General features: G+C 68.8%; 24 protein-coding genes. 7 read left to right on the forward strand and 17 right to left on the reverse strand.

Going from position 1 to position 24,659, the window contains the following annotated elements; all coding sequences use genetic code 11:
• Positions 1–141: 141 nt before the first annotated feature.
• The 3 genes from KUV62_RS03150 (at position 142) to KUV62_RS03160 (ending at position 2,591) form a co-directional block, all read left to right on the forward strand.
• Positions 142–900: an electron transfer flavoprotein subunit beta/FixA family protein gene (locus tag KUV62_RS03150; RefSeq protein ID WP_222602212.1), complete on the forward strand. Its 759-nt coding sequence runs from the start codon at positions 142–144 to the stop codon at positions 898–900.
• Positions 900–1,826, forward strand: a complete 927-nt coding sequence (locus KUV62_RS03155) for an electron transfer flavoprotein subunit alpha/FixB family protein (protein ID WP_222602213.1) — start codon at positions 900–902, stop codon at positions 1,824–1,826. The genes KUV62_RS03150 and KUV62_RS03155 overlap by 1 nt, the downstream gene beginning before the upstream one ends.
• 192 nt (positions 1,827–2,018) lie before the next feature.
• A complete protein-coding gene (locus KUV62_RS03160; RefSeq protein WP_222602214.1) occupies positions 2,019–2,591 on the forward strand; it encodes an NADPH-dependent FMN reductase in 573 nt (190 codons plus the stop codon).
• A gap of 187 nt (positions 2,592–2,778) precedes the next feature.
• Here KUV62_RS03160 and KUV62_RS03165 read toward each other — a convergent pair whose 3' ends face one another.
• From KUV62_RS03165 to KUV62_RS03180, 4 genes are all read right to left on the reverse strand, one after another.
• The gene (locus tag KUV62_RS03165) at positions 2,779–4,575 is read right to left on the reverse strand and encodes a capsule biosynthesis protein (protein ID WP_222602215.1); all 1,797 of its coding nucleotides are present in this window, start codon (positions 4,573–4,575) and stop codon (positions 2,779–2,781) included.
• Positions 4,553–5,212: an ABC transporter ATP-binding protein gene (locus KUV62_RS03170; RefSeq protein WP_222602216.1), complete on the reverse strand. Its 660-nt coding sequence runs from the start codon at positions 5,210–5,212 to the stop codon at positions 4,553–4,555. Before KUV62_RS03170 ends, KUV62_RS03165 begins: the two co-directional genes overlap by 23 nt.
• A gap of 215 nt (positions 5,213–5,427) precedes the next feature.
• Entirely contained in the window at positions 5,428–6,450 is a 1,023-nt protein-coding gene (locus tag KUV62_RS03175; RefSeq protein ID WP_222602217.1) for a permease, read from the reverse strand.
• Positions 6,443–6,793, reverse strand: a complete 351-nt coding sequence (locus KUV62_RS03180) for an ArsR/SmtB family transcription factor (RefSeq protein WP_222602218.1) — start codon at positions 6,791–6,793, stop codon at positions 6,443–6,445. The genes KUV62_RS03175 and KUV62_RS03180 overlap by 8 nt, the downstream gene beginning before the upstream one ends.
• Before the next feature lie 105 nt (positions 6,794–6,898).
• Here KUV62_RS03180 and KUV62_RS03185 point away from each other — a divergent pair, with 105 nt between their 5' ends.
• Both KUV62_RS03185 and KUV62_RS03190 read left to right on the forward strand, forming a co-directional pair.
• The gene (locus KUV62_RS03185) at positions 6,899–7,495 is read left to right on the forward strand and encodes a uracil-DNA glycosylase family protein (RefSeq protein WP_222602219.1); all 597 of its coding nucleotides are present in this window, start codon (positions 6,899–6,901) and stop codon (positions 7,493–7,495) included.
• A complete protein-coding gene (locus KUV62_RS03190) occupies positions 7,492–8,283 on the forward strand; it encodes an SseB family protein (protein WP_222602220.1) in 792 nt (263 codons plus the stop codon). The genes KUV62_RS03185 and KUV62_RS03190 overlap by 4 nt, the downstream gene beginning before the upstream one ends.
• Before the next feature lie 3 nt (positions 8,284–8,286).
• Here the strand turns inward: KUV62_RS03190 and KUV62_RS03195 are convergent, their stop codons facing one another.
• The 7 genes from KUV62_RS03195 to KUV62_RS03225 form a co-directional block, all read right to left on the reverse strand.
• A complete protein-coding gene (locus KUV62_RS03195; RefSeq protein ID WP_222602221.1) occupies positions 8,287–9,288 on the reverse strand; it encodes a P1 family peptidase in 1,002 nt (333 codons plus the stop codon).
• 292 nt (positions 9,289–9,580) lie between these two features.
• Positions 9,581–10,321 carry an SDR family oxidoreductase gene (locus KUV62_RS03200; RefSeq protein ID WP_222602222.1) on the reverse strand — a complete coding sequence of 247 codons (741 nt, stop codon included), beginning with the start codon at positions 10,319–10,321 and terminating at the stop codon, positions 9,581–9,583.
• 27 nt (positions 10,322–10,348) lie between these two features.
• Positions 10,349–11,821, reverse strand: coding sequence for an aldehyde dehydrogenase family protein (locus tag KUV62_RS03205; protein ID WP_410000828.1), 1,473 nt, complete (start codon positions 11,819–11,821; stop codon positions 10,349–10,351).
• Entirely contained in the window at positions 11,799–13,508 is a 1,710-nt protein-coding gene (locus KUV62_RS03210) for an ABC transporter ATP-binding protein (RefSeq protein WP_261395243.1), read from the reverse strand. The genes KUV62_RS03205 and KUV62_RS03210 overlap by 23 nt, the downstream gene beginning before the upstream one ends.
• The gene (locus tag KUV62_RS03215) at positions 13,505–14,320 is read right to left on the reverse strand and encodes an ABC transporter permease (RefSeq protein ID WP_222602223.1); all 816 of its coding nucleotides are present in this window, start codon (positions 14,318–14,320) and stop codon (positions 13,505–13,507) included. Before KUV62_RS03215 ends, KUV62_RS03210 begins: the two co-directional genes overlap by 4 nt.
• The gene (locus KUV62_RS03220; protein ID WP_222602224.1) at positions 14,317–15,261 is read right to left on the reverse strand and encodes an ABC transporter permease; all 945 of its coding nucleotides are present in this window, start codon (positions 15,259–15,261) and stop codon (positions 14,317–14,319) included. Before KUV62_RS03220 ends, KUV62_RS03215 begins: the two co-directional genes overlap by 4 nt.
• 39 nt (positions 15,262–15,300) lie before the next feature.
• Positions 15,301–15,744 carry an NUDIX domain-containing protein gene (locus tag KUV62_RS03225; protein WP_222602225.1) on the reverse strand — a complete coding sequence of 148 codons (444 nt, stop codon included), beginning with the start codon at positions 15,742–15,744 and terminating at the stop codon, positions 15,301–15,303.
• 104 nt (positions 15,745–15,848) lie between these two features.
• Between KUV62_RS03225 and KUV62_RS03230 the strand changes: the two genes are divergently transcribed.
• Positions 15,849–16,988 carry an alpha-D-ribose 1-methylphosphonate 5-triphosphate diphosphatase gene (locus tag KUV62_RS03230; protein WP_222602226.1) on the forward strand — a complete coding sequence of 380 codons (1,140 nt, stop codon included), beginning with the start codon at positions 15,849–15,851 and terminating at the stop codon, positions 16,986–16,988.
• Between the two features lie 11 nt (positions 16,989–16,999).
• Here KUV62_RS03230 and panC read toward each other — a convergent pair whose 3' ends face one another.
• Both panC and panB read right to left on the reverse strand, forming a co-directional pair.
• On the reverse strand, positions 17,000–17,842 hold the full coding sequence (gene panC / locus KUV62_RS03235) for a pantoate--beta-alanine ligase (RefSeq protein WP_222602227.1): 843 nt from the start codon (positions 17,840–17,842) through the stop codon (positions 17,000–17,002).
• Positions 17,839–18,672, reverse strand: coding sequence for a 3-methyl-2-oxobutanoate hydroxymethyltransferase (gene panB / locus KUV62_RS03240; protein WP_222602228.1), 834 nt, complete (start codon positions 18,670–18,672; stop codon positions 17,839–17,841). Before panB ends, panC begins: the two co-directional genes overlap by 4 nt.
• A 133-nt stretch (positions 18,673–18,805) precedes the next feature.
• Between panB and KUV62_RS03245 the strand changes: the two genes are divergently transcribed.
• A complete protein-coding gene (locus KUV62_RS03245; protein ID WP_222602229.1) occupies positions 18,806–20,290 on the forward strand; it encodes an ABC transporter substrate-binding protein in 1,485 nt (494 codons plus the stop codon).
• Between the two features lie 181 nt (positions 20,291–20,471).
• Here KUV62_RS03245 and KUV62_RS03250 read toward each other — a convergent pair whose 3' ends face one another.
• The 4 genes from KUV62_RS03250 to rpoZ form a co-directional block, all read right to left on the reverse strand.
• Positions 20,472–21,323 (reverse strand): DMT family transporter, encoded by an 852-nt coding sequence (locus KUV62_RS03250; protein WP_222602230.1) that lies wholly within the window; start codon positions 21,321–21,323, stop codon positions 20,472–20,474.
• A gap of 40 nt (positions 21,324–21,363) precedes the next feature.
• Positions 21,364–22,017, reverse strand: coding sequence for a DUF2062 domain-containing protein (locus tag KUV62_RS03255; RefSeq protein ID WP_222602231.1), 654 nt, complete (start codon positions 22,015–22,017; stop codon positions 21,364–21,366).
• A 79-nt stretch (positions 22,018–22,096) separates the two neighbouring features.
• Positions 22,097–24,235 (reverse strand): RelA/SpoT family protein, encoded by a 2,139-nt coding sequence (locus KUV62_RS03260; RefSeq protein ID WP_222602232.1) that lies wholly within the window; start codon positions 24,233–24,235, stop codon positions 22,097–22,099.
• Between the two features lie 37 nt (positions 24,236–24,272).
• The gene (gene rpoZ, locus KUV62_RS03265) at positions 24,273–24,626 is read right to left on the reverse strand and encodes a DNA-directed RNA polymerase subunit omega (protein WP_222602233.1); all 354 of its coding nucleotides are present in this window, start codon (positions 24,624–24,626) and stop codon (positions 24,273–24,275) included.
• Positions 24,627–24,659: the final 33 nt, after the last annotated feature.

The following is a 24,659-nucleotide window of genomic DNA, read 5'->3' on the forward strand; positions in this document are numbered from 1 at the left end:
ATTTCGGCGAAAAACGCGGCGTCTGTTAGGGCCAACATGTCGTTTTAGGCCTGTTTCCCTCGCGTCCTCTTCGCTATCACCCCCGGTGAGACAGTTTTCCAAGTCGCGCCCGACGCGACGCACTCAAGGGAGATACCGCCGATGAAGGTGCTTGTGCCTGTGAAGCGCGTGATCGACTACAACGTGAAGGTTCGTGTCAAAGCGGACGGAAGCGGCGTCGATCTGGCCAACGTGAAGATGTCGATGAACCCGTTCGACGAGATCGCCGTCGAAGAGGCGATCCGCCTCAAGGAAGCCGGCAAGGCCGAGGAAGTGATCGTCGTCTCGATCGGCGTCAAGCAGGCCCAGGAAACCCTGCGCACCGGTCTCGCCATGGGCGCTGACCGCGCCATCCTGGTGACCGCCGCCGACGACGTGCATGACGACATCGAGCCGCTGGCCGTCGCCAAGCTGCTGGCCGCCATCGTCAAGGAAGAAGAGCCGGGCCTGGTGATCTGCGGCAAGCAGGCCATCGACAACGACCTCAACGCCACCGGCCAGATGCTGGCCGCGCTGACCGGCTACGCGCAGGCGACCAACGCCAACGCGCTCGAGGTCGACGGCGACGCCGCCACCGTGGCGCGCGAGGTCGACGGCGGCCTGCAGACCATCAAGGTCAAGCTGCCCGCCATCGTCACCACCGACCTGCGCCTCAACGAGCCGCGCTACGCCTCGCTGCCCAACATCATGAAGGCGAAGAAGAAGCCGCTCGACGAGAAGACCCCGGCCGATTACGGCGTCGACGTCTCGCCGCGTCTCGAGATCGTCAAGACCGCCGAGCCGGCAGAGCGCGCCGCCGGCATCATGGTGGGCTCGGTCGACGAGCTGGTCGAGAAACTCAAGGAAAAGGGTGCGATCTGATGGCTGTTCTCCTTATCGCAGAAATCAATGACGGCGCGCTGGCGATGGACGCCACCGCCAAGGCCGTCTCCGCTGCCGCGCCGCTTGGCGACGTGACCGTGCTGGCCATCGGCGCAAGCGCCAAGGCCGCCGCCACCGAGGCCGCGACCATCGCCGGCGTTGCCAAGGTTCTGGTTGCCGAGGATGCGCTCTACGGTCACCGCCTGGCCGAGCCCACCGCGGCGCTGATCGTCTCGCTGGCCGGCGATTACAGCCACATCGTCGCTCCGGCGACCACCGACGCGAAGAACATCCTGCCCCGCGTGGCGGCCCTGCTCGACGTGATGGTGCTGACCGATGTCACCGCCGTGGTCGATGCCGACACCTTCGAGCGCCCGGTCTATGCCGGCAACGCGGTGCAGACCGTGAAATCGAAGGATGAGAAGAAGGTCATCACCTTCCGCACCTCGACCTTCGAAGCCGCCGCAACCGGTGGCTCCGCCGCTGTCGAAGACATCGCCGCAGCCGAGGATCCGGCGCTCTCCGAGTGGGTCGAGGACAAGGTTGCCGAGAGCGACCGTCCCGAGCTGACCTCCGCCAAGATCGTCGTCTCCGGCGGCCGCGGCGTGGGCTCGGAAGAGGATTTCGCGATCATCGAGAAGCTCGCCGACAAGCTCGGCGCCGCCGTGGGTGCCTCGCGCGCCGCGGTCGACTCGGGCTTCGCACCGAACGACTGGCAGGTCGGCCAGACCGGCAAGGTCGTGGCTCCGGATCTCTACGTCGCCTGCGGCATCTCGGGTGCGATCCAGCACCTCGCCGGCATGAAGGACAGCAAGATCATCGTCGCGATCAACAAGGACGAAGAGGCGCCGATCTTCCAGGTCGCCGATTTCGGCCTCGTCGCCGACCTCTTCGAAGCGGTTCCGGCGCTGACCGAGAAGGTCTGAGCCCCGCTCCAGAGACAGGAAAGGCCCGCCGGAAACGGCGGGCCTTTTTCGTTGCGCAAGCGCGCAGGGGCTCGTGCAGGGATGCAGGGCAGCTGTGCAGTCCGGTCCATTGCCGCGACGCAGCATGTGACTAGGTTTGTGCACAAGAGACGCACACACCCAGACACACCGAGACATGGAAGGACATTTCTCATGGCCCTCAAACTGAAGATCATCGTCGGCAGCACCCGCCCCGGCCGCATCGGCCCGCAGGTCGCAGCCTGGGTCGACAAGCTCGCCCGTGAACAGAACAGCTTCGACGTGGAGCTGGTGGACCTCGCCGAGGTCGGCCTGCCGCTGCTCGACGAGCCGAACCACCCGCGCGCGCAGGATTACCAGCACGAGCACACCAAGAAATGGGCCGCCACCATCGACGAGGGCGATGCCTATATCTTCGTGACCCCGGAATATGACGGCTTCCCGCCGGCCGCGCTGGTCAATGCCATTCAGGCGCTGGCGCTGGAATGGAACCGCAAGCCCGCGGCCGTGGTGAGCTACGGCTTCGCCACCGGCGGCATGCGCTCCATGCAGGAGCTGCGCGGCCTGCTGACCAACGTCAACGTGATGCCGCTGGCGACCTCGGTCGGCCTGCCCTTCGTCTACGACATGCTCGGCGAAGACGGCGTGCTGCGCGCGCCGGAGCCGGTCAACGAGGCCGCCGCCGCGATGTTCGCCGAGATTACCGCGTGGGGCGAGGCGCTGAAGCCGACCCGCGCCGCGGCCTGAGCCAGAGTTCACTCACGGAAGGGGGCTGTCGGAGCGATCCGGCGGCCCTTTTTCGTGCGCGGCTCGCAGGCATTGCTCCGGCCTGCCTTTCGCACATCTCCTGCACGGCAAGGCGCGCCCACGATAGACGCGAAAAGGGCGGCCGGATCGCCCCGGCGGCCCTTTCGCTTGGAGCCCTTTCTGCCTCTCAGCTCGACACCTGCTCCCGCAGGATCGAGGCGGTGAGCGAGATCATCAGGTAGATGCCCGAGAAGATCAGGAAGGCGAGGATGGTGTTCTCGAATTTGCGCGGGTAACTCGGATCCTCCGACGCCACCGGCACCACCGATGTGGTGAGGTAGCGCGCCTGGCTGTCGGCGTCGCGGCGGGCCTGCTCGAGCCGCTCAAGTGCCGATTGCAGCATCAGGTCGCGGGTCGCGAGGTCGGCCTCGGCAAGCTGCACTTGGACCGCGATCTCGGCCAGCGAGTTCTCTCCCGTGGTGGCGGTGGTCATGTCGGCATTGAGCTCGGCCAGCAGGTTCTCGAGGCGGCGCACCTCGCCCTCGGCGCCCTGCACGCGGGCCGAGTTGGGGCGGGCGTTGTCGAGCTGCGCCTGCAGCGCGAGCTTTTTCTCCTGCAGCTGGATCTCGATATTGTTGATCTGGCTGCGCAGCGCCGCGATCCGACCTTCGGGATCGATCACCGCGCCCTCCTGCTGCATCCGCACCAGCTTCTCCTGCGCCGCCGAGCGGGCCTCCTCGGCCTCTGCGAGCCCCTCCTCGGCATCGGTCACCGCGTTCGAGCGCTTGCGCAGCGACAGGTTGTCGACACGATCCTCGGCATAGCCGATCAGCGCGCGGCTGAACTGGGCGGCGGTCTCGGGATCGGCAGCCATGATCTCCATCTTCAGCACGCCCTCGGTCGGGTCGTAGCCGATCTCGATATTGCGCTTGTAGAGCTTGTAGGCCTCTTCGTTGGAGGCGCCGGGATCGAGGCGCTGGATCGGGTCGATCCACTCCTGCTCGTAATGCGCCTTGAAGCCCTCGTCGCCGTCGAGCCGCAGCATCGCGTCCTTCGAGAGCAGGTAGCTCTGCACCGCGATGGCATCCTGGTTGGTGGCAAACTGGGTGCCCGAGAACAGGCTCCCCATCGAGGAGGCGGAATTCTCGGCCTTGAGGATGAGAAATTCCGACTTGGTGGCGTACATCGGCGTGGCGACGACATAGAAGTAATAGCCGGCGATCAGCGTCGGCAGCATGACGAAGAAGGCCAGCCGGGTCAGCAGCAGCATCAGCCGCTTGCGGCGGCGCGCGGCGAGCTCCTGCTGGATCTTCAGGATCTCGGCGGCGCGGCGCTCGGCCGGGCTGGCGGTCTGGGTCGAGGGCAGCTGGATCTTGCCGCTGGCGGGCATGGTCTGGGGCAGCTGCACCTTGCCGTCCGGGCGCGGCGCCGGCGGCGGCGCGGCGGCGTCACCACCGGGCGGCACGGCCCCTGCCCCGCCGGCGCCAGCGGCATCCGGCACCACGAGCTCGAGCATGTTGGCGCGCTGGAACGGGTCGATGCCACGGGCGCGCAGCAGGCGCACCGCGTCGAAATCAGAGGTCGGCGCGAGCCCGTGCTTCTGGGCCACCCGCCGCGCCATGCGCAGCTGGCGCCCGGTCAGCCCCTCGCGACGGATCGCATCCATGTCGAGCTCGCCCGAGACCTGCGCCGCCGAGCTGACCTCGCCTGCACGCGCCACGGGCTGCCCCGGCGCCTCCTGCGAGCGCGAGAATTGCGGGCGCGGCGCCTGTGGCGGCTGCGATGTCCGGGCGGCCTGCTTCTGGCGCGACGCCGGCGGCACGGCAGCGGCCGGAGCCTCTGCCTTGCGCGGGGCCTGCGGGCGCGGCGCCTGCGGGGTGCTGCTATCCTCGGTCGGCGAAACGGCCCGCTCCCCGGTCGGCTGGGAGGCGGCGGCGGCGCTGCGGCGGACGCGGAACTTTCTAGCCTTGGGTTTCGTAGTCATAGAGCTGCTTCGCTTCTTCCAAGGTTTCAAACATGTGCAGTTTGCCGTCCATCAGCACGGCCGCCTTGCGCGCAAATTTCTCGAGGATCTGCGGCTGGTGCGAGACGATGATGATCGTCGTGGTGCGCAGCCGCTCGGCGAGGATATCGCCGGCCTTGCGGTTGAACTCGACATCGGTCGAATTCGGCATGCCCTCGTCGATCAGGTAGATGTCGAAGTCGAGGGCCAGCATCAGCGAAAAGGTGAACCGCGACCGCATGCCGCTGGAATAGGTGCCGATCGGCTGGTCGAAATACTCTCCCAGCCCGCAAAGCCAGCGGCAAAAGCTTTCGACATAGTCGGGATCGATGCCATACATCCGCGCGATGAAACGGGCATTCTCGCGCGCCGAGATCTTCGAGATCACCCCGCCCATAAAGCCGAGCGGGAAGGACACCCGGCAGTTCTGCCGGATCTCGCCCTCGTCGGGCTTTTCGAGCCCGGCCATCATGCGGATCAGGGTGGTCTTGCCGGTGCCGTTGGGGGCGAGAATGCCGAGTGACTCGCCCAGCTCGACCCGGAACGACACGCGGTCAAGGATCACCTTGCGCTGCACGCCGGTCCAGAAGGACTTGCTGACCATATCGAACTCTAACATCACCGTGCCTCGGCTCACCGGCGCCACTCGTTCTACCGTTGGCGCATTAAGCATGTCTTAGGTGCGAATTCAGGTGATATTATGGCCCGAATGGGAAACAAAGAACAATCCACCGCCAAGATAGCGCATGGATTGTTCTCGATTGAGACCCTCTCAACCATGCCATGTAAGACGCGGCCTCACGACCTCGAAGGCCGCTCCGTCATGGCCCCGGATCAGGCGTAGGCACCCCAGAGCAGGCCTGCGATCATCGCGCCGAGGATCGCGTAGCCGAGATAGGCGGCGAAGACCCGCGGCTTGACCAGCGCCCAGACCGCCACCGCGGCGGGGATGCAGCTCACACCGCCGGCCACCACGAAGCTCATCGCCGCTCCCGGGGCCATGCCCTGTGTCAGCAGCGCGTCGACCAGCGGCACCGCGGCATAGCCGTTGAGATAGGCCGGCGCGCCCACGAAGGCGCCGAGCAGCACCGGCCACAGGCCCGAGCCCCCGAGCAGGCTGGCGATCATCTCGGCCGGGATGTGACGCAGCATCACCGCTTCGAGCAGGTAGGCCAGCAGCAGCCACTTGAGCAGGAAGACGAAGTTGGTCGCCGCCTCGGTGCGGAAGGTCTCGCGCCGTTCGGCCTCGCCCCAGAAGCGCCAGACCGGCTTGCCCTGGAACGGCTTCTTCACCCCGCAGCAGCCGCCGACCTGCGGCTTCTCGCGCAGCGGATCGGCAAAGACCGGGCTGTTCTTGAGCAGCATCGTCCCGAGCCCGCCCAGCAGGCCGATGCCGACCGCGGCCAGCGTCTTGCCGATGGCGAACTCCCAGCCCAGCGTGCCGGAGGTGATCAGGAACATCGCCGGGTCCATCAGCGGCGAGGCCAGCCAGAACGCCATCACCGCGCTGAGCGGCGCGCCCACCGCGAGCAGCGCCGCGATGAACGGGATCACCTGGCAGGAGCAGAAGGGAGAGAGCCCGCCCAGCAGCGCCGCCAGCACGATCATCCGGGTCTCGCGCCCCTCGAAGGCCCGCGACAGCAGCGTCTCGGCCCCCGCCGCCTTCACATAGGCCACCGCCAGCACCGCGAAGAGGATGAACGGCGCGGTGCCAAGCAGCGCCTCACCGGCGAAGGTGATGCTCGGCCAGAGCTGATCCGGCTCCGCCAGCGCGATGCCCGCCAGCAGGACAGCGCTCGCGGCCCAGGCCTTGTCGATCTTCGGCAGGCGGCTCGTGAGGGTGGTGGTATCAGCCATGATCGTGCTCCGTCTTGCCGCAATCGGCGCAGCATTGGGTGAGAAGGAAGTCCGACAGGGCCCGCACCTTGTCATAGGCGGCGGCGGCACAGATGATGCTGCGACCCTCGCGGGCCTGCTGCACCAGCCCGGCCTGGGTCAGGATGCGCAGGTGATGGGTAAGCGTGGAGCCGGTGACACCGGCACGCTCGCCCAGCGCGCCGATGCTGAGCCCCGAGGGCCCCGAGCGCACCAGCACCTTCAGCACGTTGAGCCGCTGCTCGGAGCCGAGGGCGGCAAATTTGGAGGCGGCGATCTCGAGCGCCATCTCTTCGGTCTGGGCCGGGGGGGTATCGTGTTTCATATTTCTAGAATTATCGAAATCAGCGAGTCGGGCAAGACTTATTTCGACAGATCTAGAATTATCGAAGCACTGGCGGATAGGCCCCGCACGCCCTAGCTCTGGGGCATGACGGAAACCCTCCCCGCCCTTGCAGACGAGCTCTCGCGCTGCCGCCTCTGCGCCGAGCGCTTCGCCGCCACCGCCACGCGGCATTCCCCGCGCCCGGTGGTGTGGTTCGCCCCCGGCGCGCGGCTGCTGATCGCCAGCCAGGCGCCGGGGATGCGCGCGCACAACGCCGCCCGCCCCTTCGACGACCCCTCGGGCATCCGCCTGCGCGCCTGGCTCGGGCTCGACGACGCCACCTTCTGGGATCGCTCCCGCGTCGCGATCATGCCGATGGCCTTCTGTTTTCCCGGCTACGACGCGCAAGGCGCCGACCTGCCGCCGCCGCCGATCTGCCGCCACACCTGGCATGACCGCCTGTTCGCGGCGCTCGGCGAGGTGCGGCTCAGGCTCTATATCGGCGGCTATTCCCAGCGCTATCATCTCGGCGTGAAAACCGGCGTCACCGAGACCGTGCGCAACTGGCGCGACCATCTTCCCGACGCTATCCCCTTGCCGCATCCGTCCTGGCGCAATACGGCATGGTTGAAACGCAACCCGTGGTTCGAGGACGAGCTGTTGCCCGTCCTGCGGACCCGTGTCCGCGAGGTGATGGAATGACCGAAACGACCCCGCTCGACGCCGCCCACGCGGCGATGGAGGCCGCGCCGCTGGATGGTGCCGCGCGCCTGCGCTTCTACGAACGGCTCGCCGACAGCGAGCTGTTCCTCCTGCTGACCAAGGAAGCCGAGGGCGACCAGATCGAGCCCGAGCTCTTCGAGCTTGGCGATGCCAGCTTCGTGCTGGTCTTCGACCGCGAGGAGCGGCTGTCGCAATTCGTCGGCCAGGCGGTGCCCTACGCGGCGCTCTCGGGGCGCAACGTGGCGGCCATGCTCGCCGGGCAGGGCATCGGGCTGGCGGTCAATCTCGAGGTCGCGCCGTCCTCGATCATGCTGCCACCCGAGGCGGTCGACTGGCTCTCCGAGACGCTGGGCCACGGCCCGCAGGAGGCCGAGGCCGGGATCGAGGAGGTGACCCCGCCGGGCGGTCTGCCCGAGGTGCTGATTACCGCCCTCGACACCAAGCTCGCCACCGCCGCGGGGCTCGCCCGCTGTGCCTGGCTGGCGGGCGTGCGCTATGCCGATGGCTCGCGCAGCCATCTGCTGGCCTTCGCCGGCGCCACCCCCGGCGCCGAGGATGCGCTGGCCCGCGCGGTCAACGAGGCGCTGGTGTTTTCCGGCATCGAGGCCGGGGCGCTGGACGTCAGCTTCGTGCGGGATGCCGACCCGCTGGCAGCGCTGCTGTCCCGGGTCGGCCTGCGCTTCGACCTGCCCGAGCTGCATGAACCCCAGCGCGCCGAGCGCGCCGCCCCCGGCTCCGACCCGGAGCGCCCGCCGATCCTGCGCTAGAGGCTAGAGACCCAGCTCGGCGCGCAGCGTCGGCAGCGTGTCCCCCGGGGCGGGCGTGGCCTCCCAAACCGCGCGGGCGATGGCGCGCGCCAGGCAGATGCTGGCCGCGTGCCCGATCTGCGCCAGTTGCAGCCCCGGCGCCTGCAGCGCGCGGCGCCCGGTGGCGGCGGCGAACACCAGATCTCCATCCATCGGCGTATGGGCCGGCACGATGGCCCGCCCGATGCCGTCATGCGCCGCCACCGCCATCCGATGCGCCTGCGCCTTGTCGAGCATGGCATCGGTCGCCACCACCGCGATGGTGGTGTTGCCCATGCCTGCCATCGCCGCCGCCTTGCGGCTCCGGGGCAGCGCGGCCCCGCTCGCCGGATCCACGCCCAGCGCCCCGAACTCACCACCGATCTCGTGCGGCGCGGCCCAGAAATGCCGCCCCGACGGCGTCGTGACGCTGCCCAGCGGGTTCACCGCCACCAGCGCGCCCACGGTGATGCAGTCCTCGAGCACCAGGCTCGCCGAACCGAGCCCACCCTTGTGCATCGCCGTCTGCGCGCCGCAGCCCGCCCCGACGCTGCCAAGCTCGAATTCCGCGCCCGCCGCCGCCAATGCCCTGCGCCCCAGCGCCGGGTAGGGGTTCTCCCCCCAATCCTTGTCGCCGCCATTGAGCAGATCGAAGAGGATCGCCGCCGGTACCAGCGGCACCCGCGCCGAGTGCACGGCAAAGCCGCGCCCGGCCTCGTGCAGCGCGTCCATCACCCCCTGCGCCGCCGCGAGCCCGAAGGCGCTGCCACCGGAGAGCACCAGCGCATCCACCCCCGGCGCCGACTTGTCCGGCGCCAGCAGATCGGTCTCGCGCGTGCCCGGCGCCCCGCCCATCACCGCCACCGAGGCGACAAAAGCCTCCTCCGCCGTCACCACGCTCACGCCCGACTTCAGCCGCGCATCCTCGGCCTGCCCGACCAGCAGCCCGCCGACATCGGTGATCAGGTTTCTCGGTCCCGGTCGCATCACATTCTCCCCTGTCTTCCGGCGACCCTCGCCAAGCCCGGGGACCAGCGCAATCCCCCGCCCCTTCTCTGGTTCAAAAATACCTCGGGGGAGTCCGCGCCTGCGCGGACGGGGGCAGCGCCCCCAGGAAAGCAACGCCTCACACGGCGCACGCCCCGGAAGGTCCAGCGCCCGCGACACCACGCTCTCCTCTCCACCACCTTCTCTACGTCGCAAATACTCCGCGAGAGTCCGCGCAAGCGCGGAAGTGGGTAGCGCCCCCACCCTACCCGCAAACGCGACGGCCCAGCCGCTAGATGCAGCGCCCGCCATCGACCTCCATGCAGACTCCGGTCACCATCGAAGCCTCGTCGGAGCACAGGAACAGCGCCGCATTGGCCAGGTCCTCAGGCGTCGAGAACCGCCCGATGGGAATCGTCGAGAGAAACTTCGCCCGCATCTCGGGCGTGTCCTCCCCCATGAAGCTCGTCAGCAGCGGCGTGTCGCCCGCCACCGGGTTCAGCGCGTTGACCCGCACCCCCGAAGGCGCCAGCTCGATCGCCATCGCCTTGGTGGCGGTGTTCATCCAGCCTTTCGAGGCGTTGTACCAGTTGAGCCGCGGCCGCGGCGAGACGCCCGCCGTCGAGGCAACGTTGAGGATCGCCCCGGCGCCGAGCTCCTTCATGTGCCCGACCAGCGCCCGCGCCGTAAGGTAGACCGACTTGCAGTTGACCGCGAAGACGCGGTCGAAATCCGCCTCCGAGACATCTTCCATCGGCGCCGGCAGGTGGGTGATCCCGGCGTTGTTCACGAGGATGTCGACCCGGCCCATCTCGGCCACCGCGCGGGCGACCATCTCGGCCACGCTGTCGCCATCCGCGACGTCGACCCGGCAGGCGATGCCGCCGCAGGATGCGGCGACGCGCTCGGCGCCCTCGGCATTGATGTCCGCCACCATCACCTGCGCCCCTTCGGCGGCGAAGCGCCTGGCGATGCCTTCGCCAAAGCCCGATCCTCCGCCGGTCACGATGGCGCGTTTGCCCTCAAGTCTCATATCCTGTCTCCTCCCTCTTTACGTTGTTCAACCGTGATGCGCGGCGACGGTCTTGAGCACCGAGAAGCCGTAGAGCGCCTCGAAGCCCTTCTCGCGCCCGTGGCCCGACTTGCCGACGCCGCCGAAGGGCAGCTCCACCCCGCCCCCGGCGCCGTAATTGTTGAGAAACACCTGCCCGGCGCGCAGTTTCTTCGCGAGCCGCATCTGGCGTGCGCCGTCGCGGGTCCAGACGCTGGCCACGAGGCCGTAATCGGTGCCGTTGGCGATCCGCACCGCCTCTTCCTCGCTGTCGAAGGGCACGATGACCTGCACCGGGCCGAAGACCTCGTCCTGCGCCAGAACGTGATCCGCCGGCACCGGGCCGAACAGCGCCGGACGGACGTAATTGCCGCCCTCCGGCAGGTCGTCGGCGAGCCGGGCGCGGGCGAGCAGTGGCAGGTCGGCGCCCTTCTCGAGAAAGCCCTCGACCCGCGTCTTCTGGGTCGCGTTGATCAGCGGGCCGACATCGTGATCGGCCATCGCCGGCCCCACGACCTTGGCGGCATAGGCCTCGGCCATGCGGCGGCTGACCTCGTCATAGACCGGGCGCTCGACGAGAATGCGCGACGAGGCCGAGCAGGTCTGCCCGGCATTCTGCAGCCCGGCATTGACGAGGAAGGGCAGCGCGGCGTCGAGATCGGCATCGGCGAAGACGAGCTGCGGTGACTTGCCGCCAAGCTCGAGCGTCACCGGCACCACGTTGGCCCCCGCCGCCTGCTGCACCGCCGCCCCGGTGCCCACCGAGCCGGTGAAGCTCACGTGGTGGATGCCGGGATGGGCCGAGAGCGCCGCGCCGGCCTCGGCGCCGAGCCCCGGCACCACGTTCAGCGCGCCCGCCGGCAGCCCTGCCTGCTGCGCCAGCCGGGCGAAGGCCAGCGCCGTCAGGCAGGCATCTTCCGCCGGCTTCAGCACGCAGGCATTGCCCATGGTCAGCGCCGCGCCGACCGAGCGCCCGATGATCTGCATCGGGTAGTTCCACGGCACGATATGGCCGGTGACCCCGTGCGGCTCGCGCAGGGTGTAGACGGTGTAGCCGTCGAGATAGGGGATGGTGGTGCCGTGAACCTTGTCGGCGGCGCCGCCGTAGAACTCGCAGTAGCGCGCCAGCGCCACCGCGTCGGCGCGGGCCTGGGTCAGCGGCTTTCCCACGTCCATCGCCTCGAGCTCGGCAAGCTCCTCGACATGCTCCAGCACCAGCGCCGACAGCCGGGTCAGGATGCGGCCGCGGTCGAGCGCCGTCATCCGGCCCCAGTCGCCCTCGAGCGCCGCCTCCGCCGCGTCGACCGCGGCGTCGATATCCGCCGCGGTGCCGCGGGCGATGCGGCCGATCTCCTCTCCGGTCGACGGGTTCACGATGGGAAGCGTCGTGGCGCAGGCGCGCCATTCGCCGCCGATCAGCATCTGGGCGCTGTCGTCTACTAGGGGCAAGCGCGCGTCGTCACGCGTCAGGCTCTGGGTCATCCTCTGGTCCTCCTCCCGGTGGCCGCGGCAGGGATGGTGCGGCAGCCAGCAGGGATTTGGTATACCAGTGAGCGGGGTTGTCAAATACCGTCTCGGTCTCCCCGGCCTCGACGATCTCTCCGCCGCGCATGACCAGCACCCGGTCGGTGATGCCGCGGACCACGCTGAGGTCGTGCGAGATGAACAGGTAGGTGAGCCCGTATTGCCGCGAGAGATCCGCGATCAGGTCGAGGATCTGCGCCCGGACGCGCACGTCGAGCGCCGAGACCGCCTCGTCGAAGATCACCAGCTCGGGGCGGATGATCAGGGCGCGGGCGATGGCGATGCGCTGGCGCTGGCCGCCGGAGAAGGCGTGGATATGCTGCCCGGCGTGCTCGGGTTTGAGGCCCACATCGCTGAGCGCCTGCGCGATGGCAGCGTCGCGCGCGGGGCCGCGCGGCGGGTCGTCGAGCAGGTGGAAGGGCTCGGCGATCAGCCGCCCGACCCTGTGGCGCGGGTTGAACGAGCCGTAGGGGTCCTGGAACACCACCTGCACCCGGCGGCGCACGGCGCGGTCCGGCTTGCCGTGGCGATAGACCGGCGCGCCGCCCAGCGTAATCTCGCCCGCCTGCACCGGCTCGAGCCCGAGGATGGCGCGGGCCAGTGTGGACTTGCCACAACCCGATTCGCCCACCAGCCCGACGCGCTCGCCGCGGGCGACCTCGAGGCTGACGCCATTGACCGCGATGTGCGGCTGGCCAGGGCGGAAGAGCCCGTCGCGGGGGCCGGGATAGTGGCGGGTGACCTCTGCGACCCGCAGCAGCGGCCCGTCGGGCCGCGGCTCGGGCAGGTCGGCGCGGTGGCGCGAGGCCTCGAAGAGCTGGCGGGTATAGGGATGGCGCATCTCGGCGAAGAGGCGCCTTGTCTCGCCCTGCTCGACGATCTCTCCGGATTTCATCACCGCGATGCGGTCGGCCATCTCCGAGACCACGGCGAGATCGTGGGTGATCATCATCAGGCCCATGCCCTCCTCGCGCACCAGATCGCGCAGCAGGTCGAGAATCTGCGCCTGGGTGGTGACGTCGAGCGCGGTGGTGGGCTCGTCGGCGATCAGGAGCTTCGGGCGCAGGGCGATGGCCATGGCGATCACCACGCGCTGGCGCTGGCCGCCGGAGAGCTCGTGCGGGTAGCGGGTGGGCGGCACCCGCTCGGGCGGCAGGCCGACGCGGGCGAGCATCTCGGCGGCGCGGGCGTTTGCCACGCCGCGGGGCATGGCCTTGTGCACGAGGATGGTCTCGGCCACCTGCGCGCCGATGCGCTGCACCGGGTTGAGCGCGGTCATCGGCTCCTGGAAGATCATGCCGATCTCGCGGCCACGGAGGGCGCAGAGCCGGCGCTCGGAGAGCGCGCAGAGATCGGTGCCGTCGAGGCGCAGGGCGCCGGTGATTTCCGCGCCCTGCGGCAAGAGCCCCATGGCGGCGAGCGCGGTCATCGACTTGCCCGAGCCCGACTCGCCGGTCAGCGCGACGATCTCGCCCGGGGCGATGGTGAGGGTGAGGTTTTTTAGGATGGGTTTGTCGTGGATTGCGAGCGAGAGGGCGTCGATCTCGAGCAAGGGTTTCGAATCGGACTGCGTCCGATCCGACAGGTGCGAGGGGCGCTGCCCCTCGCGCTCCCCGAGGTATTTGGAAACCAGAGAAGGGATCATGTGCGCACTACCCCCAGCCTCGGATCGAGCCGGTCGCGGAGGCCGTCGCCCAGCAGGTTAAGGCCGAGCACGGTCAGGACGATCGCGAGGCCCGGCAGGATCGCCACGTGCGGGGCGAGGGCCACCATGGTCTGGGCGTCGGCCAGCATGCGCCCCCAGGAGGGGATCGGGGGCTGAGCGCCGAGGCCGACATAGGAGAGGCCGGCTTCGGCGAGGATGCCCAGGGAGAACTGGATGGTGCCCTGCACGATCAGCAGGTTGGCGATGTTGGGCAGGATGTGTTCGGCACTGATGCGGGGCGCGGACTTTCCGGCGGTGCGCGCGGCGAGGATGAACTCGCGGCGCCAGAGGCTGAGCGCCGCGCCGCGCGACAGGCGGGCGAAGACCGGGATGTTGAAGATGCCGATGGCGATGATGGCGTTGAGCGCGCCCGGGCCGAGGATGGCGGTGATCAGGATCGCGATGACGAGGCTCGGGAAGGCGAAGATCAGGTCGTTCATCCGCATGATCGCCTCGTCGAGCCAGCCGCCGGAACGCGCCGCCGCGGCCAAGCCCAGTGGCACGCCGAGCCCCAGCCCGATGCCCACCGCCACCAGCGCCACGGCGATCGAGGTGCGGGCGCCGACCATGATCAGGCTCAGCATGTCGCGGCCGAAATGATCGGTGCCCAGCCAATGCGCCGCCGAGGGCGGCTGCAGCCGCTCGGTGATGGCCACCGTATCGGTCGGATAGGGCGTCCAGAGGAAGGAAAGCAGTGCCGCGCCGAGGAAGAGCGCGGTCAGAAGGGTACCGAGGATCAAATTGCGGCTCATCGGCGCCCCCTCAGGCGCGGGTCGACCGCCGCATAGGCGAGATCGGTGAGGAAGGTCACCACGATCACCGCGAAGACCAGCAGCATCACCACCGACTCGACCACGATCAGGTCGCGCTGGGTGATAGCCTGAAAGATCAGCCGCCCGAGGCCGGGCAGGAAGAACACCTGCTCGATGATGATTGCGCCGGCGAGCAGGAAAGAGAATTGCAGGCCGATGATGGTCAGCACCGGGATCAGCGCGTTGCGCACCCCGTGGCGCCACAGCGCCTGCCGGCGCGAGAGCCCCTTGGCGCGGGCGGTGCGGATGAAATCCTCGTGCAGGATATCGATCAGCGCCGAGCGCATGACGCGGGCGAGGATCGCCGCCTGCGGCAGCGCCAGCGCCACCGCCGGCAGGGTCAGGGCCTTCAGCCCCTGCAGCGGATCGTCCCAGCCCGGGAAACCGCCGGCGCTGAACCAGCGCAGCTTCAGCGCGAAGAGCAGCACCAGGAGCATGGCGAACCAGAAATTCGGCACCGCGACGCCGAGCTGCGTCGCCCCCATCACCGCCACGTCGCCGGGTTTGCCGCGGCGGGCGGCGGCGAAGATGCCCGCCGGGAAGGCGATGAGGGTGGACAGCAGCAGCGCGTAGAGCGCCAGCGGCAGCGAGACCTGCACCCGCTCGGCCACCATTTGCGCCACCGGCGCGCGGTAGGTGTAGGAGGTGCCGAAATCGCCCTGCACCATGCCCGTGACCCAGGCGAGGTAGCGCTCATGCACCGGCAGATCGAGCCCGAGCTCGGCGCGCAGCGCGGCGATGGTGTCGGGGCGGGCGTTGATGCCCAGCATGAAGCTCGCGGGGTCGCCGGGCGCGACCTCGACCACCACGAAGATCACCAGCGAGGCCACGGCGAGGCTCAGCGCGAGGATGACCAAGCGTTTCAGGGCATAGGCCAGCATCGCACGCCTACCGGGCCAAGGCGGGAAGCGCCGCGCCGCTCATGAGGCCAGAAGCTCCAGCGGATCGTAGCCGGGGCCGGTTTCCCAGGCCACCTTCGGCAGGCTGTCGGGCTTGTAGCGCAGCCCTTTCATCTCGTCGCGGGTGACGAAGCGGCGGGTGTGCACGACGCCCTCCGGGTCGCGCCAATCGTCGGAAAGGGCGCCGTCGGTGATCTCGCAACGGAAGAACAGCTCGACCTGGTGAAAGCCGGTCTCGGGGGCGTGGTATTCGTTGACCAGGCAGGGCAGGCCCACGCGCACGGTCAGGCCGGTCTCCTCGTGCACCTCGCGGGCGAGGTTGTCGGGCAGCGAGGCGCCCTTCTCGACGCCGCCGCCGGGGGCGCACCAGAGATCGCTCTTCTGACCCGGCCAGGCATTGACCAGCAGCAGGCGGTTCTCGTGCAGGATGATGGCGCGGGTGGCGAGGCGGGGCGAGGTCGACATGGGGCGGAGATTTGCACCTTTCGCGCGGCGGTGGAAGGCCGTATTCCCACGCGCATGATCCGCGTCTCCGTCCCGCCACTCAGCTCTGCCAAGGGGGCCTCAAGATGATCGAACTCTGCTTCGAGAATGCCCGCGTGATGCGCCCGGGTGGCTGGGACGACGCGCCGCTTTCGGTGAGCGGGGACGTGATCGCCGATGCACCCACGGGGCGGCGGGTGGATCTGGGCGGCTATGACATCCTGCCGGGCATCGTCGATGCCCATGGCGACGGGTTCGAACGCCACATGGCGCCACGGCGCGGGGCGCTGCGCGAGCGCGATGCGGGCATGGTGGCCTGTGCCGCCGAGCTTGCGGCGAACGGCATCACCACGGCGATGCTGGCGCAGTTCTGGTCGTGGGAAGGCGGCATGCGCGGGCCGGAATTTGCCGAGGAGGTGTTTGCCTCGGTGGCCGAGGTGGCGCCAACGGTGCCGGTGGACCTGCGGCTGCAGCTGCGGCTCGAGACCCACTACCTCGACGCCTTCGCCCGCGCCGAGGAGGCCATCGCGCGCTGGGGCATCGGCTACGTGGTGTTCAACGATCATCTGCCGCACGCGCGGCTTGCCGAGGGGCGCAAGCCGCCGCGGCTCACCGGACAGGCGCTGAAATCGGGCCGCTCGCCCGAGACCCATCTCGCGCTGATGCAGGCGCTGCACGCCCGCAGCGACGAGGTGCCGCAAGCACTCGACGGGCTCTGCGCGCGGCTGGCGGCGCGCGGCTGCCGGATGGGCAGCCATGACGACCGCAGCGCCGAGGGGCGTGCGATCTGGCGGGCGCGGGGCGTGCGGGTGTCGGAGTTTCCCGAGACGGTGGAGGCGGCGCAAGCGGCGCGCGAGGGCGGTGATGCGGTGGTGCTGGGCGCGCCCAACGTGGTGCGCGGGGCGAGCCATGCGGGCAACGTGGCGGCGAGCGAGCTGATCGGGCTCGGGCTCTGCGATGCGCTGGCCTCGGATTATCACTACCCCGCCCCGGCGCGCGCCGCATGGCGCTGCGTCGAGCTTGGCCTGCTGAACGAGGCGCAGGCGTGGCGGATGGTCTCGGAGGGGCCGGCGCGGCTCTTGGGGCTGGAGGATCGCGGCCGGCTGGAGCCCGGCCTGCGCGCCGATCTGGTGGTGATGGACCGCGCCACCCGCCGCATCGTCATGACGCTGGCGGGCGGGCGCGTGGCGTGGCTCTCGGGCGAGATCGCCGAGCGGCTGCTCTAGAGCCCGCCGCCTCAGCCCACCGCGATATTGTCGATCAGGCGCACCCCGCCCAGCCAGGCGGCAGCCAGAAGCCGCGCCGGGCGGTCGAGCGTGGCCATCGGCGCGAGCCCGTCGGCGGCGCGCAGCTCGAGATACTCGACCCGCTCGAACCCGCCCGCGAGGATCGCCGCTTCGGCCTGCCCGCGCAGTGCCTCCACCGAGCCGCCACCGCGCAGCCCCTCGGCCATCGCCACCATCGCGCGGTTGAGCGCCGGTGCCGCGGCGCGGGTCGCCTCGGGCAGCAGCACGTTGCGCGATGACAGCGCCAGACCGTCGGGCTCGCGCACCGTCTCGCAGCCGATCACCTCGACCGGAATGTCGAGATCCCGGGCCATGCGGCGCACCACCTGCAGCTGCTGGTAGTCCTTCTCGCCAAAATAGGCCCGATCCGCGCCGGTCTGCAGGAAAAGCTTCGAGACCACCGTCGTCACACCGTCGAAATGGCCGGGGCGGAAGGCGCCGCAGAGCCCCTCGGTCAGGCCTTCGACCGCCACCGAGGTGGCGAAGCCGTCGGGATAGATCTGCTCGGGCCCCGGCACGTAGATCACGTCGACCGCGTAGGGCGCGAGCTTCTCAGCATCGGCATGTTCGGTGCGCGGGTAGTTCTCGAGATCGGAGGCGCTGTTGAACTGCTTGGGGTTCACGAAGATCGTCACGATCACCCGGTCGCAACCGGCCTTGGCGGCCTCGACGAGGCTCAGGTGCCCGGCATGGAGAGCGCCCATGGTCGGCACCACGCCAACGCTCTCGCCGGCGCGTTTCCAGCCTGCGAGGCGGTCACGCAGCTCGGCCTTGGTGCGCAGCATCTCGGTCATGGTTTCGCTCCCGGGGCGGTATCGGCAAAGACGTGTTCGGTGGCGGGGAAGGCGCGGCTCCGCACCTCCTCGGCATAGGCGGCGATGGCGGCCTCTGCCTCCTCGCCGAGCGCTGCGTAGCGCTTGACGAATTTCGGTTTGAAGGCGGTGAACAGCCCCAGCATGTCGTCGACCACGAGGATCTGCCCGTCGCAGCCCGCCGAGGCGCCGATGCCAATGGTGGGGATCGTAAGCTCTGCGGTGACCCGGTCGGCAAGCCCCTGCGGCACCTTCTCGAGCACCACGGCAAAGGCCCCTGCCCCGGCCACGGCGCGGGCATCGGCCATGAGCTGCTCGCCGGCGCTGCCGCGCCCCTGCACCTTGTAGCCGCCCAGCGTGTTGATGGATTGCGGCGTGAGACCGACATGCGCCATCACCGGGATGCCGCGCGCAGTCAGGAAAGCGATGGTCTCTGCCATGCTCTCGCCGCCCTCGAGCTTCACGGCGCCGGCGCCGGTCTCGGCCATCAGGCGGGCGGCGTTGCGAAACGCCTGCTGCGGGCCTTCCTCGTAGGAACCGAAGGGCATGTCGACGACCATCATCGCCCGGCTGAGGCCGCGCTTCACCGCCTGCGCGTGCAAGATCATCATCTCCATGGTCACGCCAAGCGTGCTCTCCAGCCCGTGCAGCACCATGCCGACGCTGTCACCGACGAGGACGAAATCGCAATGCGCGTCCATCATCTTGGCCATCGGGGTGGTGTAGGCGGTCAGGCTGACCAGCGGCACCCCGCCCTTGCGGGCCCGGATATCGTCCGGCAGCGGGGCCGACTTTCGCGCCGTTGCGCTCATTGGCGTCTCCTCCTCGTCAACAAGGCTGGCGTCGTCTAGCAGCCTGCCCCCTCATATTCCAGTGCGCATGTGCTTGCGCCGCCGCGGAAATCGGGCACACTTCGCGGCATTGCCCCCGCAACGGAGTGCCCTGATGTCCCGCCCCTTCTCTTACCTCGCCCCGGCCGCCGCCGCTCTGCTGCTTTCGGCGCAGGTGCTGAGCGCCCAGCAGACCGACCTGACCATCGCGCTGCAGCTCGAGCCGCCGCATCTCGACCCGACCTCGGCCGCCGCCGGCGCGATCGACAGCGTGCTCTATGCCAATGTCTTCGAGGGGCTGACGAGGTTCACCGAGACCGGAGAGATCGTGCCGGGCCTGGCCGAGCGCTGGGACATCTCCGACGACGGGCTCACCTACACCTTCCACCTGCGCGACGGCGTCACCTTCCATGACGGCAGCGCAATGGACGCGGAAGACGTCAAGTTCAGCCTCGACCGCGCCCGCGGCGAAGACAGCCTCAACGCCCAGAAGGCGCTCTTCGAGGGCATCGCCGAGGTCACGGTCGTCGACCCGCTGACCGTCGAGGTCACGCTCTCCGAGCCCGATGGCAATTTCCTCTTCAACATGGCCTGGGGAGACGCGGTGATCGTGGCCCCCGAGAGCATCGAAGGCATCCAGCAGACACCGGTCGGCACCGGGCCCTTCACCTTCCAGCGCTGGGTCACCGGCGACCGCATCGAGATGAGCCGCAACGCCGAATACTGGGGCGAGGCGCCGGCGCTCGAGGCGGTGACCTTCCGCTTCATCTCCGACCCGACGGCGGCGTTCGCGGCAATGATGGCGCAGGATATCGACGCTTTCGCGGGTTTTCCGGCGCCCGAGAACCTCGCCATGTTCGAGGCCGATCCGCGCTTTCAGGTGCTGGTGGGCTCGACCGAGGGCGAGACCATCCTCGCGATGAACAACGGCGACGATCATTTCGCCGACCCGAAGGTACGCGAGGCCGTGGCCCATGCCATCGACCGGCAGGCGATCATCGACGGCGCCATGTTTGGCTATGGCACGCCCATCGGCACCCATTTCGCGCCGCACAATCCCGATTACGTCGACCTGACCGATCTGTCCTCCTACGATCCGGAGCTTGCCAGGACGCTGCTGGCGGATGCGGGCTATCCGGACGGCTTCACCACCACGCTGAAGCTGCCGCCACCCTCCTACGCCCGGCGCGGCGGCGAGATCATCGCGGCGCAGCTGCGCGAGGTCGGGATCGAGACGCAGATCACCAATCTCGAATGGGCGCAGTGGCTCGAGGAGGTGTTCCGCGGCAAGGATTTCGGGCTCACCATCGTGTCGCATACCGAGCCCTTCGACATCGGCATCTATGCCCGGCCCGACTATTACTTCCAGTATGACAACGCCGCCTTCCAGGAGCTGATGACCACGCTCACCGGCACCACCGACCCGGCGGCGCGCTCGGAGCTGATCAAGCAGGCGCAGACGATGATCGCCGAGGATCACGTCAACGGCTACCTGTTCCAACTCGCCTTCCCGACGGTCGCCGATGCGCGGCTCGAGGGGCTGTGGCAGAACCAGCCGACGCAGGCGACCGACCTGACCGGGGTGCGCTGGACCGAGTGACCTTTCACGCGGCTGGCGCCCGCCGCGAGCGCCGCCGCGTATCGTCTGCTCTTCCGGCGACCTCCGGAGACCGCGTCACGGGCCCGAGCGCGTCAAGAGACCGACAGCGCAGAGGGCGAGCTGACACTGCGCGGCGGCAGGTGACGCGCCGTTGCCGCGCGTGGCATGTCCGGTGCGCGTCTCACCCCCTCCGCAGCGGCACCACCGAGACGGTCACGCCGCCCAGCACCATGAGGGCCGCGAGCGCGAACCGGGCGGTGAGCGCCTCGCCGAGAAACACCATCCCGCCCGCCATCGCGATCACCGGAACGGTGAGCTGTGCCACCGCGGCGACCGAGCCCGGCAGGCGCGGCAGTACCGCGTACCAGAGCGCGTAGCCCAGCCCCGAGGTCACCGCGCCCGAGACGACCGCAAGCACCACCGCGCCGGGGCTCCACGGCCCCAGTGAGCCGGAGAGCATCAAGCCCAGCAGAAAAACAAGCCCAAGCCCGGCGGCGAGCAGGAAGTTGGCGGCGGTCGAGACCAGCGGCTGCTCTGCCTTGCGGCCGGCAAGCGAGTAGATTCCCCAGCCGAAACCGGCGAGCAGCATGGCCAGAGCGTGCGGCAGGCTCGGGGCTGTGCCGCCCCCCGGCCAGAGCAGCCAGACCAGACCGCCGAAGGCCAGCCCGGCGCCGCACCAGCGCCGCGCGGGCACGCGCTCGCCGCCCGCCACGCTGCCGCCGAACATCGTCACCTGCACCATGCCGAAGAGCAGCAGCGCCCCAAGCCCGGCGGGCAGGCCGAGATAGGCCGCCGAGAAGCCGTAGATGTAGAGGAACAGCCCGGCAACGCCTGCGACGCGCCCCGGACCGCCGAGGCTCAGCCGGCCCTGCCGCAGCAGCACCAGCGCGGCCAGAACGATCGCGCCGGAGAGCAGGCGCAGCGTCCCGAAACTCGTGGCATCGATGCCGCCCGAAGCGAGCGCTGCACGGTTGAGCACGGAATTGGCCGCGAAGGCGGTCATCGTGAGCGCCACCATAAGCAACAGTTTCATTGCGGCCGGCCTCCCCTTGCCCTCGCGCGGCCCGCCGTGCTCACTCCTTGGAGTTGCCGCCACCGGCCCGCGTCTGCTTGCTCTTGAGTGCCGCGAGCTTCGACTTGAGCGCACCGCGGCGCCGGCTCTGATAAGCGCGGATCACCGGCACCGTCAGGTAGTAGCACACCAGCCCACAGGTGATCCCGGGCAGGATGCAGCCGATCAGGTAGGGATAGAACACCTTGTCGTAGAACAGGATCAACTCCGACCAATTGGTCGGTTCGCCGGTGAACCACGACACGAGATTGTGCCACAGATCGCCGCCGGCATAGGCGAAGCGGTCGAGCACCGACTTGTGGTCGGGCTCGTGCCGGTCGATACCGAGAAACCAGTAGCCGGTGCGCAGCGAGCTGAAGGCGATGGGCACATAGGTCAGCGGATTGCCGAAGAAGGTCGCCAGAAGCGCTGCGAGGATATTGCCGCGCAGCGACTTTGCGATCAGCGCCGCGAGCACGAAATGCAGGCCGTAGAGGGGTGTGAAGGCGGTGAAGACCCCGGCGAAGACGCCCCGGCCGATCTTTTCCGGCGGGTCGGGCAGCCGGTGCAGACGGTGCTGGATATAACGCGCCGCGCGCCCCCAGCCGCCCCGCGGCCAGAAGAACTCGACCAGTATCCTCCAGACAGGTCGTCTGTCACGGCGTTTGAAGACCAAAGGCCCGTCCTGTCCAATCCTCCGCAGCCCCGCGGGGCCGCGATTCCCTTCGGCCGCAACCGCTTCCGGCTGCGCCCCCTTACTGTGCCGCCGCCGGAAGCGCCGTCAGCGAGGCATCTCGCCGGCGGTGCACGGAGGCGACATCGCTTTCGGCTTCGAGGGCGGAGATCACCGAGTGGAGGTGTTCCGCGTCGCGGAATTCCACGTCCATCCGGATGCGGAAGAAGTCCGGCTTCCTGTCCACGAAGACGAGATCCGAGATATTGGCCATCCGCTCGCCGATCAAGGTGCAAACCCGCCCCAGCACCCCGGCATCGTTGCCGATGGTTAGCTCGAGGCTTACGTCGTAGGCAGCCGGGTGGGTGCCCTCCTCCCAGCGCAGGTCGACCCAGCGATCGGGCTGGTCCTCGTAGGCGGCGAGGGATTCGCAATCGATGGCGTGCACGAAGACGCCCTTGCCGCGCTGGGTGATGCCGATGATGCGCTCGCCGGGCAGCGGCTGGCAGCAGCGCGCCCGGGTGAAGCCGGTGCCCGGCTCGAGCCCGATCACCGCGCGATGTGCATCGACCTGCGCGTCGTCTGCGGGGCCGAGATCGGGATAGACCGCGTGCACCACCTCGCGCGAAGTCAGCTCGGCGCTGCCGAGACGTGCCAGAAGTTCATCCTTGTCCTCGAGCCGCAGCGTCTGCGCCGCCTTCTCCAGAACCTTGTCGGTGGCCTTCTTGCCGACATGCTCGAAGGCCGAGCGGGCGAGCTCGTGGCCGAGCCGCACGAAGCGCTCGCGCCCGGCCTCGCGCAGGGCGCGGCGGATCGCGGTGCGGGCCTTGCCGGTGGTGGCGATGTCGAGCCAGGTCGCCTGCGGGGTCTGGCCCTCGGCGGTGATGATCTCGACCGACTGGCCGTTCTTCAACCGGGTCCAGAGCGGCACCCGGATGCCATCGACCTTCGCACCCACGCAGGCCGAGCCGATGCGGGTGTGGATGGCATAGGCATAGTCGAGCGGAGTTGCCCCGCGCGGCAGCTTCACCACGTCACCCTTGGGGGTGAAGCAGAACACCTTGTCGGAGTACATCTCGAGCTTGACCGCCTCGAGGAACTCGTCGTGATCCTGCTCGCTGTCGAACTGCTCGGTCAGCGATGCGATCCAGCGCGCCGGGTCGACGGCAAACGGGTTCTCGGCGCGCTGGCCATCGCGATACGACCAGTGCGCGGCGACGCCGGTCTCGGCGACCTCGTGCATTTGCCGGGTGCGGATCTGCACCTCGACGCGCTTGCCGTCGCGGCCCGATACGGTGGTGTGGATCGAGCGGTAGCCGTTCGACTTGGGCTGGCTGACGTAATCCTTGAAGCGGCCCGGCACCGCGCGCCAGCGCTGGTGGATCACGCCCAGCGCGCCGTAGCAGTCCATGTCGTTGCGGGTGATGACGCGGAAGCCGTAGATGTCAGACAGGCGCGAGAAGCCCATGCCCTTTTCCTGCATCTTGCGCCAGATCGAATAGGGCTTCTTGGCGCGACCGAAGACCTCGGCGTCGATGCCGGCCTCCTCGAGCTCGTGACGCATGTCGCCGGTGATCCGGTGGATCACGTCGCCGGCCTCTTTCTGCAGGGTGATGAAGCGGCGGATGATCGAGGCGCGCCCCTCGGGGTTGAGCACCCGGAAGGCCAGATCCTCGAGCTCCTCGCGCATCCACTGCATGCCCATCCGGCCCGCCAGAGGCGCGTAGATGTCCATCGTCTCGCGCGCCTTCTGGATCTGCTTCTCCGGGCGCATCGCCTTGATGGTTCGCATGTTGTGCAGGCGGTCGGCGAGCTTGACGAGGATCACCCGCAGGTCCTTGGACATCGCCATGAACAGCTTGCGGAAATTCTCGGCCTGCTTGGTCTCGGAGCTGGAGAGCTGCAGGTTGGTCAGCTTGGTGACACCGTCGACGAGATCGGCGACGTCCTCGCCGAAGCGATCGGCGATGTCCTTCCACGAGGCGCGGGTGTCCTCGATGGTGTCATGCAGCAGGGCGGTGATGATGGTCGCATCGTCGAGCTGCTGCTCCGTCAGGATCGCGGCAACGGCGACGGGATGCGTGAAATAGGGCTCGCCGGAATGGCGCATCTGCCCGTCATGCATCGCGCGGCCAAACTCGTAGGCCGCGCGGATCAGCTCTTCGTTGGTCTTCGGGTTGTAGTTGCGGACCAGTGCAACCAGGTCTTCCGCCGCGATCATGGGCGCCTATCCTTCACTTGGCCCGCATCCAAGAGCCTCAGCTCTCGCCCTGGGCCTCCATGAGCGCGCGCAGGAGCTTCTCTTCGGACATATCGTCCTCGACCGGCTTGTCCTGCTCGGCACCCATGAGAAGCGCCATGCTGTCTTCCTCGGGCTCGTCGACCTCGATCTGGGTCTGGTGGCTCTCGATCAGACGCTCGCGCAGCTCGTCAGCCGACTGGGTCTCCTCGGCGATCTCGCGGAGGGCGACCACCGGGTTCTTGTCGTTGTCGCGGTCGACCGTGATCGGGCTGCCGGATGCGACTTCGCGCGCACGGTGCGCGGCGAGCATCACCAGCTCGAACCGGTTCGGGACCTTGTCGACGCAATCTTCTACCGTTACGCGGGCCATATGCGTATCACCTATTCGGGTTTGCCGTCAGAA

Origin of the sequence: Salipiger bermudensis, assembly GCF_019801965.1 — a bacterium.
Classification (GTDB): domain Bacteria; phylum Pseudomonadota; class Alphaproteobacteria; order Rhodobacterales; family Rhodobacteraceae; genus Salipiger; species Salipiger bermudensis_A.